Here is a 16,376-nt window from a genome sequence, read left to right on the forward strand (position 1 = left end):
AGCTGCCGCTACGCGCGCTCGCGCTCCTGGGTGCGCAGGCGGGCGGTGCGCTCCGACAGGGCCGTGCTGCCGTGCAGGGTGCGCGGGACGCCCGGCTCGCGGGCCGGGACCGTCTCCGCGACGCGCTCGGACGGGGCTGCCGACACGGCGACCGCGGCGGGGGCGGACATCAGGATCTCGCCCGGGGCGGCCGTCGGGCGCCGGTAGCGCGGCGGGACGAACGACTCGGCCCAGCGCGGCGCACGCGGCGTGAAGCGCGGCAGCAGGAGCAGCAGCAACCCGATCGCGCTGAGGAACACCACACCGAGGACGATCCACATCGAGGCCGCGTTGACGGAGTAGGCGAGCGCGCCGAACCCGATCAGCGCCGACCAGAAGTACATGATCAGCACCGCACGGCTGTGCGAGTGGCCGATCTCCAGCAGCCGGTGGTGCAGATGCCCGCGGTCCGCGGCGAACGGCGACTGGCCGCGCCACGTGCGGCGCACGATCGCCAGGACCAGGTCGGCGGCCGGGATCGCGATGATCGTCAGCGGCATCACCAGCGGGATGTAGACCGGCACCATCTGGTGGACCGCGTTGCGCTCGGACCCGGAGAACAGCTTCATGACATCGGGGTCGACCTGCCCCGTGATGGAGATCGCGCCCGCGGCCAGCACCAGCCCGATCAGCATCGAGCCCGAGTCGCCCATGAAGATCCGGGCGGGATGCATGTTGTGCGGCAGGAAGCCCAGGCACATGCCCATCAGGATCGCCGCGAACAGCGTCGCCGGAGCGGCGGCCTCGATGCCGTACGAGTACCAGATGCGGTAGGCGTACATGAAGAACGCGGCCGACGCGATGCACACCATGCCCGCGGCGAGGCCGTCCAGGCCGTCCACGAAGTTGACGGCGTTGATGGTGATGACGACCAGCGCCACCGTCAGCAGGGTGCCCTGCCACTGGGTCAACGCGACCGTGCCGACCAGCGGGATGGGCAGCCACAGGATCGTCAGACCCTGCATGACCATGACGCCGGCGGCGATCATCTGGCCGCCCAGCTTGATCAGGGCGTCGATCTCGAACTTGTCGTCCAGGACGCCGATCAGCCAGATCAGCGCCGCCCCGGAAAGCAGGGCGCGCGGCTCGTTCGACTTCTCGAAGACCTCGTTGAGGTTGGTCAGATGGTCGGCGACCAGCAGACCGGCGCACAGGCCGAAGAACATCGCGATCCCGCCGAGCCGCGGAGTCGGTTCCCGGTGCACGTCACGGGCCCTGATCTCCGGCATCGCTCCGGCCACGATCGCGAACTTACGTACCGGCCCTGTCAGCAGATACGTCACCGCGGCCGTGATGCAGAGCGTCAGCAGGTATTCACGCACGGGCTTCCCCACAGGTCTCGCTGGCCATCTCAGTCCCACACCCTAGCGATCGACTCCTACTCGGCGCATATGTGTCGCATATGTGTGAGGACTTCCGGGTAGTGACGATGGTTTCACGTGAGGCTGTGAGAAGGAGCGCCAGGGGGTGTGCACAGAGGTGTCCACGGGGCGCGTACGACGTGCGTACGCCCCGGTTTCAGCCCGGGTAGGGCGGGAACGCCAGGGTCAGCTCACGCACCTCCTCACGGGCCTTCTTGCCCTCGATCTCGTCCCGCAGCACCCCCGCGAGCAGCGCCGCGATCCGCCTCATCTCCTGCTCCCCCATGCCCTGGGTGGTGACCGCGGCGGTGCCCAAGCGCAGGCCGCGGACGTGGGCAGCCGTGACATATCCGGCTCCGCCGTGTGGCAGGGCGCAGCAGTCCAGCACCATCCCCGCGGCCGCGAGCAGCCCGCGCGCGGTGCGCCCGTCGACGCCGAGGGGCGCCGGGTCGGCGGTGATGAGATGGGTGTCGGTGCCGCCGGTCGTGACGACCAGCCCCGCCTCCTCCAGAGCGGCCGCCAGAACCCTCGCATTGGCGACCACCTGATGGGCGTACACGGTGAACGCCGGTGTTGCCGCCTCGCCGAACGCGACCGCCTTCGCGGCGATGGTGTGCATCTGCGCGCCGCCCTGGGTGAACGGGAAGACGGCCCGGTCCACCCGCTCGGCGAGCTCGGCGCCGCAGAGGATCATCCCGCCGCGCGGCCCGCGCAGCACCTTGTGCGTGGTGGCGCAGACGATGTCGGCGTACGGCACCGGGCTGGGCGCCGCGCCCCCGGCGACCAGCCCGATGGGGTGGGCGGCGTCGGCGATGAGATAGGCCCCGACCTCGTCGGCCACCTCCCGGAAGAAGGCGTGGTCGAGGTGGCGGGGGTAGGCGATGGACCCGCACACGATCGCCTTGGGCCGGTGGCTCCGGGCCAGCGTGCGGACCTGCTCGTGGTCGACGAGCCCGGTCTCCGCGTCCACCCCGTAGGGGACGAAGTCGAACCAGCGCCCGGAGAAGTTCGCCGGCGAGCCGTGGGTGAGATGGCCCCCGTAGGGCAGCCCCAGCGCGAGGACGGTGTCCCCGGGCCGCAGCAGGGCGGCATAGGCGGCCAGCACCGCCGAGGAGCCCGAGTGGGCCTGTACGTTGGCGTGCTCGGCGCCGAACAGCGCCTTGGCGCGGTCCACGGCGATGCGCTCGGCGACGTCGACGATCTCGCAGCCGCCGTGGTGTCTGGCCCCCGGATAGCCCTCCGCGTACTTGTTGGCGAGCGACGAGCCCAGCGCGGCCAGCACGGCGGGCGAGGTGAAGTTCTCGGCGGCGACCAGCTGCAGCGTCGTCGCCTGCCGCTCCCGTTCCCCGAGCAGGATCTCGGCCAGCTCGGGGTCCTGCCGGCGCAGGACATCGGCCTCGGGGACATGGGTGACCGACATGATGCGCTCCGGGCGTCGACGATGACGTACGTCCAATGTAGGCCCGGGGCGGAAGACGCGCTCCGCTGGACGTGCCGCGATGTGCCGTCGTTCTGCTGCGGCGCCTTCGTGGCTGGTCGCGCAGTTCCTCGCGCCCCTTCGGGGCGCTGCCGCGTCACATTCGCGCGGGTACGCCCGTCAGGGCTGTCACCACCGGGACCCGATCCCCGACGCGCCCCTCGCACCGCTCGGCCCTGCGGGCCTCACGGGCAGCGGGCCGCTGCGGCGGCCACCGTCCGCCGGCTCCGTGCGGCCCTCGTCAAGCGCGCGCGGGCACACCCGTCAGCGCCGTGACGACCGGGTCCAGGGCCTCGTGTATCTCGTCGCCGATCGAGCGGAAGAACGGGAGGGGCGCGCCGTAGGGGTCGTAGACCTCGTCCGCCTCCAGCGTGGGGGCCAGGAGCCACCCGCGCAGCGCCGCCGCGGCGCGCACCAGGGCGCGGGCGCGCATGACCACGCCCTCGTCCAGCGGCGGGAGCGTAGTGGGGTCGATGGCGTTCACCAGACGGGTGAACTCCTTCAGGGTGAAGGTGCGCAGGCCCGCCGAGTGGCCCATGGAGATGACCTGGGCGCGGTGGTCGCGGGTCGCCGTCAGGACCAGGTCGGCCATGATGACGTGCTCGTCGAGGAGCTCGCGGCCGGTGAAGCCGGTGGCGTCCGCGCCGAAGTCGGCCAGCACGGTCTCCGCGTTGGCCTCCATCGGCGCGCCCTCGTGGCCCCAGGTGCCCGCGCTCTCCACGATCAGCCCGCCGCCCAGCAGGCCGAGCCGCTGGGACACGAAATGCCGGGTCAGCCGCTCGGTGATGGGCGAGCGGCAGACGTTTCCGGTGCTGACGTGGAGGATGCGGAAGGTGTCGCGCGGAAACCCGAACGTCGTCGTCTGTTCCGCGGCACGTTCCCCGTTGCCTATGCCACGCCCCGCGTCAGGGGCTGTCAATTCGCCACCTCGAGGTCGGGTACGACCTTCCGCAGCTCGTCCACGGTGATCGCGCCCTCACGCAGCAGCAGCGGCACCTCTCGGCTGACGTCGACGATCGAGGACGGGACGTTGCCGGGGGTCGGGCCGCCGTCGAGGTAGACGGAGACGGAGTCGCCGAGCATCTCCTGCGCGTGGTCACAGTTCTCCGGCGCGGGGTGGCCGGTCAGGTTGGCGGAGGAGACCGCCATCGGGCCGACCTCCGTCAGCAGCTCGATGGCGACCGGGTGCAGTGGCATGCGCACTGCGACCGTGCCCCGGGTGTCCCCCAGGTCCCACTGCAGGGACGGCTGGTGCTTGGCGACGAGCGTCAGCGCGCCCGGCCAGAACGCGTCGACCAGCTCCCAGGCCAGCTCGGAGAAGTCCGTGACCAGGCCGTGCAGGGTGTTCGGAGAGCCGATCAGCACCGGAGTGGGCATGTTGCGGCCCCGCCCCTTGGCCGCGAGGAGGTCGACGACGGCCTCCGAGGAGAACGCGTCGGCGCCGATCCCGTACACCGTGTCGGTCGGCAGGACCACGAGCTCGCCACGACGGACGGCGGACGCGGCCTCGCGCAGACCGGTCACGCGGTCGGTCGCGTCGTTGGTGTCGTATCGCCGAGCCATTTAGCGGGCCTCCTCGTACACGTACTGCTGCGGGTCACAAGTGTGGGGCGCGCTCACGGCATCGCCCTGCGGGCGGTGGCGAAGCGCGGGCGGTTGTTGAGGTCGGGGTGGTCGGCCGCGTCGGCCCACCCCCGTTCCTCGGTGAAGATCCACGGCACCTGGCCGCCCTGGGTGTCGGCGTGCTCGATGACGACGACACCGCCCGGACGGAGCAGCCGGTGTGCGGTGCGTTCGATGCCCCGGATCAGGTCGAGGCCGTCCTCGCCGGAGAACAGGGCGAGTTCGGGGTCGTAGTCCCGCGCCTCGGGAGCGACGTACTCCCATTCGGTGAGCGGGATGTACGGGGGGTTGGAGACGACCAGGTCGACCTGGCCGTCGAGGTCGCGGAAGGCGTCCAGGGCGTCGCCCTGACGCAGGTCGACCCTGGACCCCTCCATGTTCTTGCGCGTCCAGCGCAGGGCGTCCTCGGACAGCTCCACGGCGTGCACGGCGGAGCGCGGGACCTCCTGGGCGAGGGCGAGCGCGATGGCGCCGCTGCCGGTGCACAGGTCGACGATCCGGGGCTCGACGACGTCCATGGCGCGTACGGCGTCTATGGCCCAGCCCACCACGGACTCGGTCTCGGGGCGTGGCACGAAGACTCCGGGGCCGACCTGGAGCTCCAGATACCGGAAGAAGGCCCGCCCGGTGATGTGCTGCAGCGGCTCACGCTGCTCACGCCGGGCGATGGTCTCCCAGTAGCGGGCGTCGAAGTCGGAGTCCTTGACGGAGTGGAGCTCACCGCGCTTCACGGCGTGCACGAACGCGGCGAGCTCCTCCGCGTCGTTGCGCGGCGAGGGCACGCCGGCGTCGGCCAGCCGCTGGGTGGCCTGGGCCACCTCTGCGAGCAGCAGGTTCACGCAAGTCCTCCGTGTCGTACTGGTGCGTGCGGTGCCTTACGCGGCTGCGAGCTTGGCGGCCGAGTCCGCGTCGACGCAGGCCTGGATCACCGCGTCGAGGTCGCCGTCCAGGACCTGGTCCAGGTTGTACGACTTGAAGCCCACGCGGTGGTCCGAGATGCGGTTCTCCGGGAAGTTGTACGTGCGGATCTTCTCGGAGCGGTCGACGGTGCGGACCTGGCTGCGACGGGCGTCGGCGGCCTCCCGCTCCGCTTCCTCCACTGCCGCTGCGAGCAGCCTGGAGCGCAGGATACGCATCGCCTGCTCCTTGTTCTGCAGCTGGCTCTTCTCGTTCTGGCAGGAGGCGACGACTCCGGTGGGAATGTGCGTGATGCGCACCGCGGAGTCGGTCGTGTTGACGGACTGGCCACCGGGACCGGAGGACCGGTACACGTCGATGCGGAGATCGTTCGCGTTGATCTCGACGTCGACCTCCTCGGCCTCGGGCGTGACGAGCACACCGGCGGCGGAGGTGTGGATCCGCCCCTGCGACTCGGTCGCGGGCACCCGCTGCACCCGGTGCACGCCGCCCTCGTACTTCAGCCGCGCCCACACGCCCTGCCCGGGCTCGGTGGCGCCCTGGCCGCCCTTGGTCTTCACCGCGACCTGGACGTCCTTGTAGCCGCCCAGCTCGGACTCGGTGGCGTCGATGATCTCGGTCTTCCACCCCACGCGCTCGGCGTACCGCAGATACATCCGCAGCAGATCGCCGGCGAACAGCGCCGACTCGTCGCCGCCCGCGCCCGCCTTGACTTCGAGGATGACGTCCTTGTCGTCGTTGGGGTCCCGCGGGACGAGCAGCAGGCGCAGCTTCTCGGTGAGTTCCTCGCGCTGCTTCTCCAGCTCCTTGACCTCGGCCACGAAGTCGGGGTCGTCGGCGGCGAACTCGCGCGCGGTCTCGATGTCGTCGCCGGTCTGCTTCCAGGAGCGGTAGGTGCCGACGATGGGGGTCAGCTCGGCGTAACGCTTGTTCAGCTTGCGCGCGTTGGCCTGGTCGGCGAAGACCGACGGATCGGCCAGCTTCGTCTCCAGGTCGGCGTGCTCACCGAGCAACTCCTCGACGGCCTCGAACATGGTGGGCTCCTAGACGTGCGTGGGGGAAGGGCGGGCGACCAAAAACGCCGGTCCCGGCGTGCCCCTGGGCGGGGACACGACCGTGGACCGGCGAAAAGGGGCTCGCTACTTCTTGGAGCCGGCGGAAGCCTTGCCGAAGCGGGCCTCGAAGCGGGCCACACGGCCACCGGTGTCGAGGATCTTCTGCTTGCCCGTGTAGAACGGGTGGCACTCGGAGCAGACGTCGGCGCGGATGGAACCGCTCTCGATCGTGCTACGGGTGGTGAACGACGCGCCACAGGTGCAGCTGACCTGCGTCTCGACGTACTCGGGGTGGATGTCGCGCTTCAAGGTGTCTCCTAGTTTCGGGAGGGCTCCGGGTCGCTGTCGCGGGACACGACCAGCGTGAACCGGGGCCGACGTACCAGTCTGCCAGGACTGGCCGCATCCCCCAAAACCGGGGGTTGCCGATTTCTATTCCCGGCGCCCTCAGGACGACCTCACGACCCCCGCCGCCTCGCCGGTCGCGTTGCCCTCGGTCGCCGCCTTCGGGATCGGCAGATCGTTCTTCAGCGCCGTCCAGACCTGCTTCGCCTTCGCCTCGGCGACGATGACCCGGTTGGGGTTGGCCGGGTCGTACACGACCGGCATCGTCACCATGTTCATGTTCGCCGAGCTGATGCCCTTCAGACCGTTCGCGAAGGACATCAGGGAGTTCAGCGAGCCGAGGTCGGAGTCGGTCGTGACGGCCTTGGTCGCGGTGTTGGCGAGGTCGTACAGCTTCGTGCCGCCGGTGAACAGGCCGACGTGCTTGACCTGCTCGACCAGGGCCTTGATGAAGGCCTGCTGGAGCTGGATGCGGCCGAGGTCGGAGCCGTCGCCGACGCCGTGCCGGGTGCGGACCAGGCCGAGCGCCTGCTCGCCGGTGAGGGTGTGCGTGCCCGCCTTGAGGTTCAGATGGCTGTCGGGGTCGTCGATGGCCTTGGTCGTGGTGACCTCGACGCCGCCGAGTTCGTCGATGAGCTTCTCGAAGCCGGAGAAGTCGACTTCCAGGTAGTGGTCCATCCGGACGCCGCTGATCGACTCGACCGTCTTCACGGCGCAGGCGGCGCCGCCCGTGGAGTACGCCGAGTTGAACATGACGTCGGACGCGGCGTCGTGGGTGACGCCCTTGGTGTCCGTGCAGGCGGGGCGGTCGATGAGGGTGTCCCGCGGCAGGGAGACCACGCCGGCCTTCTTGTGGCCCTCGTACACGTGGATGATCATCGCGGTGTCGGAGCGGGCGCTGCCGTCGTCGGCGCCGCCGCCGAGCTTCTTGTTGGCGCCGGAGCGGGTGTCCGAGCCGAGGACGAGGATGTTCTCGGAGCCGTTGTCGACCTTGGTGGGCCGGTCGGTGCCCAGCGCCTGGTCGATGTCGACGCTCTCGATGTTCCCGTTGAGCTTGAAGTACAGGTAGCCCACACCGGTGCCGCCCAGTACGAGGATGCCCGCGGCGGTCCACGCGGCGATCAGCAGCCCCTTGTGCCTGCCTCGCTGCTTGCGGTGGCGCGGGCCGTTGCCGCCGGCCGCGCCGCTCGTCGTGCCGGCCTCACCCGGTATGCCGGGCTCCGGCGTGCTGTCGGCGGACATGTGCTCCTCTGTTCTCGTGCAACCTCACCATCGTCACTCCGTCAGGTCAGACGGGGAAACTCGGGACAGGGTTGCACAAACGCTCCGTGTCCGATCCGCTGCGGACCGGACACGGAGCGTTCCGCAAGTGGGCGTGGAGCACACCGCTCACCTGCGTCTTCGGCCGAACTCAGCCGAGAATGTCGTACTGCTTGAACGTCGTGCCGAGGGACAGCGCTGCGGAAAAGATCACATTTGTGGCGCCGCCGTTGCCCCGGTACAGGACCAGCTTGCCGGCGGGCGTGCGGGCCAGCAGGTCCGCCTTGCCGTCGCCGTTGACGTCGCCGACCGTGGCGAACGCGTTGTACGTGGTGTTGCTCCAGGTCGCCACCTTGAGGCCCGGCGCGAAGGCGCCCGTGCCGGTGACGCCCCGGCCGCGGTACAGGTAGACCGCGCCGCTGGTCTTGTTGCGGGCCAGCAGGTCGGCCTTGCCGTCGTTGTTGAAGTCGCCGTGGCCGCGCACGACGTTGAAGCTGTTCCAGCCCGTGCCCGCCTTCGACACGGCGCCGAAGCTGCCGTTGCCCTTGCCCGGGTAGATCCACAGCACGCCGGCGGAGTCCACCGAGACCAGGTCGGGCAGGTAGTCGCCGGTGACATCACCGGGGGCGACGATCGCCAGCCGGGACTTCCAGTTGTCGCCGATGAGCTTGTTCGCCCAGGTTCCGCTGGCGGGCACGTAGTGCTTCCAGAAGACGTCCCCGTCGGACGTGCGGCGCACGATCAGGTCCTGGTAGCCGTCACGGTCCAGGTCGGCCTGCACGATGAGGTTGTAGCCGCTCCAGGTGCCCCAGGACAGCCGCGCGGCCAGCGAGGTGCCCTTGGAGTCCAGCTCGTAGCCGGTCTGGTTGCTGGAGTTGCGCACGAACAGGTCCGCGTTGTGGTCACCGCTGAGGTTGGTGTCGTCGATGCGCGGATAGACCGTGCCGACGAACGAGGTGACCTTGCTGAAGACGCTGTACGCACCGCTCTCGACGCAGTCCGTCACGCCCCAGGAGACGACGCCCACGATCCGGCCGCCGTAGACCAGCGGACCGCCGGAGTCGCCGTTGCAGGCGGAGTTGGTGCCCTCGTCGCTGCCGGTGGCGGGGTCACCCGCGCACACCATGTGACCCTTGACGAAGTCGGCGCCGTAGTAGTTCGCGCAGGTGGTGTCCGACTGGATCGGCAGCGTGGCGGTCTTCAGCGTGTCGGAGATGTCCTGGCTGGTGGAGCTGGTGCGGCCCCAGCCGTAGACCTTGGCCTTGGTGCCCGCCACGTACGACCCGGTGTTGGCCGACGTGATCATCGGGATCGGCGTGGCCTTGATCGGGTTCGGCAGGGTCAGCACCGCCATGTCGTTGTCCAGCGACGACGCGCTGTACGACCAGTGGTTCCACTGGAGCCACACGCCGCTGACGGTGCCGCCGTGCAGGTCGCCCTCGGACGGCAGCTGCGACGTGCCGGTGACGATCGCGCCGTTGGCCTTCCAGTCGTAGCCCTTGACGCAGTGCGCGGCGGTGAGGATCTTCGTGGGCGACACGACCGCGCCGCCGCAGAAGAAGCCGATGTCGTCGCTGGTGTTGTCGGGGGTGCCACGATCGTCCCCGTACCAGAGCTGCGCCATCCAGGGCGCCGTGGTGATCGTGGTGGTGGTGCCGCCGATGATCTTCGGGTTGATCGTGGTGGCGGCGCCTTCGCTCGCGCTCAGGGACGCCTTCGACGTCTTGCCCGCGACGTCGTCACCGGCCACGGCGATGTCGAGCCGCTTCTGCAGCTCCTTCGCCGACGGAGCGCTGGCCTTGGGCGTCGGCGGCGCCTCGGCCGCCTGCGCCGACGAGGTCAGCAACGCACCGGCCACCGCGGCGGCGAGGCCGGCCGCGGCGACCGGCAGAACGATCCGCATCCGACGTCTGTGACGCCGTCCCCCGGACGTGGGTGTACCCACTCAAGTCCCCCCTCGGGATCTGAAAGTTCGTGGTCGAAAACATGACCGAAGGCGAGATCGTACCCCGTCGTGGAACAGCGGAAAGGGCCGCCTCCCGAGAACGGGGGGCGACCCTTTCTTTCCAGCCTTTTTCGGACCGTCGTCAGTCGTTGTTGCCCGACGTCGGCGTCGTCTTCTGGATCTGCATGAGGAACTCGATGTTCGACTTCGTCTGCTTCATCTTGTCGAGGAGCAGCTCGATCGCCTGCTGCTGGTCGAGCGCGTGCAGCACCCGGCGCAGCTTCCAGGTGACGGCCAGCTCCTCGTTGCCGAGCAGGATCTCTTCCTTACGGGTACCGGACGCGTCGACGTCCACCGCCGGGAAGATGCGCTTGTCGGCGAGCTTCCGGTCGAGCTTGAGCTCCATGTTGCCGGTGCCCTTGAACTCCTCGAAGATCACCTCGTCCATGCGGGACCCGGTGTCGACCAGCGCGGTCGCGAGGATGGTCAGCGAGCCGCCGTCCTCGATGTTGCGGGCCGCACCGAAGAAGCGCTTCGGCGGGTAGAGGGCCGTCGAGTCGACACCACCGGAGAGGATGCGGCCGGAGGCCGGGGCGGCGAGGTTGTACGCACGGCCCAGACGGGTGATCGAGTCGAGCAGCACGACGACGTCGTGGCCCAGCTCCACCAGCCGCTTGGCGCGCTCGATGGCGAGCTCGGCGACCGTGGTGTGGTCCTCGGCCGGGCGGTCGAAGGTCGAGGAGATGACCTCGCCCTTCACCGACCGCTGCATGTCGGTGACCTCTTCCGGACGCTCGTCGACCAGGACGACCATCAGGTGGCACTCGGGGTTGTTGTGCGTGATCGCGTTGGCGATCGCCTGCATGATCATGGTCTTGCCGGTCTTCGGCGGGGCCACGATCAGACCGCGCTGGCCCTTGCCGATCGGCGACACGAGGTCGATGATCCGCGTGGTCAGCACGCCCGGGTCCGTCTCCAGACGGAGGCGGTCCTGCGGGTAGAGCGGGGTCAGCTTGTTGAACTCCGGTCGCCCGCGCCCGGAGTCGGGCGCCATGCCGTTGGTGGAGTCCAGCCGGACCAGCGCGTTGAACTTCTCGCGGCGCTCGCCGTCCTTGGGCTGACGGACCGCGCCGGTGACGTGGTCGCCCTTGCGCAGACCGTTCTTGCGGACCTGGGCCAGCGACACGTACACGTCGTTGGGGCCCGGCAGGTAGCCCGACGTACGGATGAAGGCGTAGTTGTCGAGGATGTCCAGGATGCCCGCGACGGGGATCAGCACGTCGTCGTCGGCGACCTGCGGCTCGGCGGCGCCGATCTCGTCACGCCCACGACGGCCACGACGGTCGCGGTAGCGGCCGCGACGGCCACGCCGGCCGTCGCCGAACTCGTCGTCGTCCTGCGGGCCGTTGTCGCGCTGCTGACGGTCCTGACGGCCACCGCTCTGCTGCGAACCCTGCTGCTGGCCGCCGCGCTGCGGCTGGCCGCCCTGCTGGTCCTCGCTCTTGCGGCGGTCGCCGCGCTCCCCGCGGTCGGTGCGCTCGCCACGGTCGCGGCCACGCTCACGGCGGTCGCGACGGCGGCCCTCGCCACCGTCGACGTCGTTCTTGGCGTCGCCCTGCGGCTGCGCGGGGGCCTCGGTCTGCACCGCGGCGGGCGTCTCGGCCTTCGGGGCGCTCTTCGCCTCGGCGACGACCGTCTCGGGGCTGCCCGCCTCGGCGGTGGCGCGGCGGCGACGGCGCTCGGCCGGGGCCTCGTTCCCGCCGGCCGGCTGGCCGGGAATCTCGATCTGCTGCTGGGCCACGGCCTTCTCGGCGGCGGCCTCGGCCGGAGCGGCCTCCGCCGTCTTCTCGGCGGCATCGCCCGTACGGCTCTTCGAGGTGGCACGGCGCTTGGGCTTGGTCTCGGCGACCTCCCCGGCCGGGGCGGCAGCCGCCTTGGGGGCCGCGGAGCCCCCTCCCGCCTGCGCCTCCTTGATGACCTCGATCAGCTGGCTCTTGCGCATACGCGCCGTGCCCTTGATGCCGAGGCCCGATGCGACCTGCTGCAGCTCGGCCAGCACCATGCCCTCGAGGCCGGTGCCGCGGCGCCGCCGGGAGCCGGCACCGCTGGCAGGCGCGGAGGCGTCCGTGGCGGGCGCGGCAGCGGTCTCCTCGACACGTGCGCCCATCAGATCGGTGGTGTCGCTCACGAAGGGTCCTTCCCTGGAGCGGACGTCGGCCTGTCTGGCTCGGCGACCGGTTGTGCTGTCCGACTTCGGTCCTTGCTGTGGCGAAGCCGGGGCGGTTGTCCGCCGGAGCGGCGGAAGAGTTTTCTGGTGATGGCGCTTCCTCGACGAGCCGTGACACCCAGTGTCACGTGGCGTGGTCGCACCGATTCCGGAGCGTGCCCCGTGGACCGCTCAGCGTCGTTGCACGGCGTACTGCCCAGGTACGACGTACGGAACGCAGTGCGGCTTGGGGAGCTCCCGGAAGAATGTCTGTCCCTGACGGGGACACGAAGCACCTCGCCATGGTGGGGTCGGGTGCAGACTTGAGGTTAACACTACCGGATCCAACAAACATTCCCCCTCTCGAAATCCGGCAACCGTGCGCTTGTTAAATGTCGCCGGAGGGTGCAAGAGGCAGCACGCACGCCCCCTGCAAGTCCATGGCCAGGCGGTTTGCGGCCCAGTCCGCACCGGCCGAGGCCTCGACCTTGTCGGCCGTGGCCGCGTCGGTCAGCGCCATCACCGTGGGTCCCGCGCCGGAGATGACCGCGGGGATCCCGTCGGCGCGCAGCCGCTCCACGAGCGCCGCGCTCTCCGGCATCGCCGGTGCGCGGTACTCCTGGTGCAGCCGGTCCTCGGTGGCGGGCAACAGCAGTTCGGGGCGCCGGGTGAGGGCCTCGACGAGCAGCGCGGCCCGGCCCGCGTTGGCGGCGGCGTCGACGTGCGGAACGGAGCGCGGGAGCAGTCCGCGCGCGGTCTCGGTGAGAACCGGCTTCCCGGGCACGAAAACCACCGGAACGATGGAATCGGCAGGGTCCATCCTGATCGCCCGCGCGGCGCCCGACTCCATCCAGGACAGGGTGAACCCGCCCAGCAGACAGGCCGCGACGTTGTCCGGGTGCCCCTCGATCTCGGTGGCGAGTTCGAGCAGGGCGGCGTCGTCGAGCCTGCTCTCGCCGCCTATGGTCACCGCGCGCGCGGCGACGATGCCGGCGCAGATCGCGGCGGAGGAGGAACCGAGTCCCCGGCCGTGCGGGATGCGGTTGGCGCAGACGATCTCCAGGCCGCGCGGCTGGCCGCCCAGGACGTCGAACGCGGTGCGCAGGGAGCGGACGAGAAGATGCTTCTCGTCACGCGGCAGCGTCTCGCTGCCCTCCCCCGCGATGTCGATGTGCAGCCCGGAGTCGGCCACCCGGACGACGACGTCGTCGTAGAGCCCCAGCCCGAGGCCGAAGGCGTCGAAGCCCGGGCCGAGGTTGGCGCTGGTGGCGGGGACGCGCACCCGGACGGGGGCGGCGCGGAAGGCGGGACCGGCCATCTCGCGATGACTCTCCTTGAGCTGCGGGACTGTCGAATGACATTCGATGCGTATGGGAGAACCCTGGGACCGCGACGGCTACGGGCGACGGCCACTGGCTGGCGGCGACGCGGCACTGCGGCATATGCGGCGGGCGGGTTCAGTACAGCCTATCGAAGGAAGGTTCTGCGGCGACATAGGGCGCACAGGAGGCGCACGATGCGTGTCGCAAGCCCCCTGTGCACCCCCGTTGCGGAAAGCCCCCGGCGGGTCGCCTTCGGAAGTCGGAAGGTCGCCCGTCGGGGACTCGTCACGCGTGGGTCGCTCAGGCGAGGCCGAGGCGCTGGGCCGCCGTGACCGCGTCGACCGGGACGGTGACCGGCTGCGGGGCGCCGGCGACGGCCCAGTCGGGGTCCTTCAGCCCGTTGCCGGTGACCGTGCAGACGATCCGCTGCCCCGGGTCGACCTTGCCCTGCTCGGCGGCCTTCAGCAGACCGGCCACGGACGCGGCGGACGCGGGCTCCACGAAGACGCCCTCCTGAGCGGCCAACAGCCGGTAGGCGCGCAGGATCTCACGGTCCGTCACCTCGTCGATGAAGCCGCCGGACTCCTCCTGCGCCGCCAGCGCGAACTTCCAGGAGGCGGGGTTGCCGATGCGGATCGCGGTGGCGATCGTCGACGGGTCCTTGACGATCTCGCCGCGCACGATCGGGGCGCTGCCGGACGCCTGGAAGCCCCACATCCGGGGCGTCTGCGCGGCGATGCCGTCGGCGGCGTACTCCTGGTAGCCCTTCCAGTACGCGGTGATGTTGCCCGCGTTGCCGACCGGCAGCACATGGATGTCGGGGGCGTTCCCGAGCATGTCCACGATCTCGAACGCGGCCGTCTTCTGACCCTCGATACGCACCGGGTTGACCGAATTGACCAGCGCCACCGGGTAGTTGTCGCTCAGCTCACGGGCGAGCGTGAGGCAGTCGTCGAAGTTGCCGTCGACCTGGAGGATCTTCGCGCCGTGGACGAGCGCCTGCCCCATCTTGCCGAGCGCGATCTTGCCGCGCGGCACGAGGACGGCCGAGACCATGCCCGCGCGCACCGCGTAGGCGGCGGCAGAGGCAGACGTGTTGCCCGTAGAGGCACAGATGACGGCCTGCGCGCCCTCCTCCTTGGCCCGCGTGATCGCCATGGTCATGCCGCGGTCCTTGAAGGACCCGGTGGGGTTGGCGCCCTCCACCTTGAGGTGGACCTCGCAGCCCGTGCGCTCGGAGAGCACCTGCGCGGGCACGAGGGGCGTGCCGCCCTCACGGAGCGTCACGACGGGCGTGCTGTCGGATACCGGCAGCCGGTCCCGGTACTCCTCGATGATTCCGCGCCACTGGTGGGTCATTGCTGGTTACTCTCCTTCAACCCGCATGATGCTGGCGACACCCCGCACGGTGTCGAGCTTGCGCAGCGCCTCGACGGTCCCGGTCAGGGAGGCGTCGGACGCGCGATGGGTGACGACGACGAGAGAGGCCTCGCCGCCGCCGTCTTGGCGTCCCTGCTGCCGCACGGTATCGATCGACACCCCGTGCTCGGCGAAGACGGTGGCCACCTGAGCGAGAACGCCCGGTTTGTCCGCGACGTCAAGGCTGATGTGGTAGCGGGTGACGACATCACCCATCGGTGACACCGGCAGGGCGGCATACGCCGACTCGCCGGGCCCCGTCGCCCCGCTGAGCCGGTTGCGGCAGACGGCGACGAGGTCGCCGAGCACGGCGGAGGCGGTGGGAGAACCGCCGGCGCCGGGACCGTAGAACATGAGCTGCCCGGCCGCGTCCGACTCGACGAACACGGCGTTGTAGGCGCCGCGGACGGAGGCGAGCGGGTGGGTCAGCGGGATCATCGCCGGGTGCACGCGCGCGGTGACGGAGCCCCCGTCGGCCGCCCGCTCACAGATGGCGAGCAGCTTGATGGTGCAGCCCATCGCCCGCGCCGAGGCGAAGTCGGCGGCGGTGACCTCGGTCATGCCCTCGCGGTAGACGTCGTCCAGGCGCACGCGCGTGTGGAAGGCGATCCCGGCGAGGATGGCGGCCTTGGCGGCGGCGTCGAAGGCCTCGACGTCGGCGGTCGGATCGGCCTCGGCGTACCCGAGGGCGGTGGCCTCGTCGAGGGCCTCCTGATACCCGGCGCCCGTGCTGTCCATCTTGTCGAGGATGAAGTTGGTGGTGCCGTTGACGATCCCGAGCACCCGGTTCACCTTGTCCCCGGCGAGGGACTCGCGCAGCGGCCGGATCAGCGGAATGGCGCCGGCGACGGCGGCCTCGTAGTAGAGGTCCTCACCGTGCTCCTCGGCGGCGGCGTGCAGCGCGGCGCCGTCCTGGGCGAGCAGCGCCTTGTTCGCGGAGACGACGGACGCGCCGTACTCGAAGGCGGTGGTGATGAGCGTACGGGCGGGCTCGATGCCGCCGATGACCTCGACGACGACGTCGATGTCGCCGCGCTTGACGAGAGCGGTGGCGTCGGTGGTGACGAGCGAGGGGTCGATGCCGTCCCGGACCCGGGAGGGCCGCCGGACGGCCACGCCCGCCAGTTCCACGGGGGCCCCGATCCTCGCGGCGAGGTCGTCGGCGTGCGTCGTCATGATGCGCGCCACCTCTGAGCCGACCACTCCACAGCCCAGCAGCGCCACCTTCAGCGGACGCGTACGCATCATCCGACCTCGTTTCCTCATACCGTCTACGGTTGTTTCCGGTTGACCCAGTCTCACCCACCGGACCGGAGTTTCTATCCCCGGTCCGGATCGTGAGACATCTATTTCATTTTCACAGGGGCGCCAGACAGAAGATTCTCCGCCCACGCTTTCCGCTTCTT

The 16,376-nt window shown here is 70.3% G+C and carries 13 protein-coding genes; all 13 read right to left on the bottom strand.

Annotated elements, in window-relative coordinates; all coding sequences use genetic code 11:
• Positions 1-8 precede the first annotated feature (8 nt).
• Entirely contained in the window at positions 9-1,361 is a 1,353-nt protein-coding gene (locus ACWD4O_RS02740; RefSeq protein WP_451276772.1) for an MraY family glycosyltransferase, read from the bottom strand.
• A 196-nt stretch (positions 1,362-1,557) separates the two neighbouring features.
• Positions 1,558-2,820, bottom strand: coding sequence for a serine hydroxymethyltransferase (locus ACWD4O_RS02745; RefSeq protein ID WP_451276774.1), 1,263 nt, complete (start codon positions 2,818-2,820; stop codon positions 1,558-1,560).
• 298 nt (positions 2,821-3,118) lie between these two features.
• A complete protein-coding gene (locus ACWD4O_RS02750; protein WP_358801271.1) occupies positions 3,119-3,796 on the bottom strand; it encodes an arsenate reductase/protein-tyrosine-phosphatase family protein in 678 nt (225 codons plus the stop codon).
• Positions 3,793-4,440, bottom strand: a complete 648-nt coding sequence (locus ACWD4O_RS02755; protein ID WP_358801270.1) for an L-threonylcarbamoyladenylate synthase — start codon at positions 4,438-4,440, stop codon at positions 3,793-3,795. The genes ACWD4O_RS02750 and ACWD4O_RS02755 overlap by 4 nt, the downstream gene beginning before the upstream one ends.
• 53 nt (positions 4,441-4,493) lie before the next feature.
• Positions 4,494-5,339 carry a peptide chain release factor N(5)-glutamine methyltransferase gene (gene prmC, locus ACWD4O_RS02760; protein ID WP_451276777.1) on the bottom strand — a complete coding sequence of 282 codons (846 nt, stop codon included), beginning with the start codon at positions 5,337-5,339 and terminating at the stop codon, positions 4,494-4,496.
• Positions 5,340-5,375: 36 nt separating this feature from the next.
• On the bottom strand, positions 5,376-6,452 hold the full coding sequence (prfA, locus tag ACWD4O_RS02765) for a peptide chain release factor 1 (RefSeq protein WP_451276779.1): 1,077 nt from the start codon (positions 6,450-6,452) through the stop codon (positions 5,376-5,378).
• Positions 6,453-6,557: 105 nt separating this feature from the next.
• Positions 6,558-6,782, bottom strand: a complete 225-nt coding sequence (gene rpmE, locus ACWD4O_RS02770; protein WP_351903514.1) for a 50S ribosomal protein L31 — start codon at positions 6,780-6,782, stop codon at positions 6,558-6,560.
• Between the two features lie 138 nt (positions 6,783-6,920).
• The gene (locus tag ACWD4O_RS02775; protein WP_451276781.1) at positions 6,921-8,060 is read right to left on the bottom strand and encodes an LCP family protein; all 1,140 of its coding nucleotides are present in this window, start codon (positions 8,058-8,060) and stop codon (positions 6,921-6,923) included.
• Positions 8,061-8,229: 169 nt separating this feature from the next.
• Positions 8,230-9,981, bottom strand: a complete 1,752-nt coding sequence (locus ACWD4O_RS02780; protein ID WP_451276783.1) for a trypsin-like serine protease — start codon at positions 9,979-9,981, stop codon at positions 8,230-8,232.
• A gap of 184 nt (positions 9,982-10,165) precedes the next feature.
• Positions 10,166-12,211, bottom strand: a complete 2,046-nt coding sequence (rho, locus tag ACWD4O_RS02785) for a transcription termination factor Rho (RefSeq protein ID WP_451276785.1) — start codon at positions 12,209-12,211, stop codon at positions 10,166-10,168.
• Positions 12,212-12,617: 406 nt separating this feature from the next.
• Positions 12,618-13,547, bottom strand: coding sequence for a homoserine kinase (gene thrB / locus ACWD4O_RS02790; protein ID WP_351903502.1), 930 nt, complete (start codon positions 13,545-13,547; stop codon positions 12,618-12,620).
• Between the two features lie 304 nt (positions 13,548-13,851).
• Positions 13,852-14,910 carry a threonine synthase gene (gene thrC / locus ACWD4O_RS02795; RefSeq protein WP_358801265.1) on the bottom strand — a complete coding sequence of 353 codons (1,059 nt, stop codon included), beginning with the start codon at positions 14,908-14,910 and terminating at the stop codon, positions 13,852-13,854.
• A 6-nt stretch (positions 14,911-14,916) separates the two neighbouring features.
• Positions 14,917-16,215 (bottom strand): homoserine dehydrogenase, encoded by a 1,299-nt coding sequence (locus tag ACWD4O_RS02800; protein WP_450948922.1) that lies wholly within the window; start codon positions 16,213-16,215, stop codon positions 14,917-14,919.
• Positions 16,216-16,376 lie beyond the last annotated feature (161 nt).

The organism is Streptomyces sp. NPDC002623, assembly GCF_053592635.1.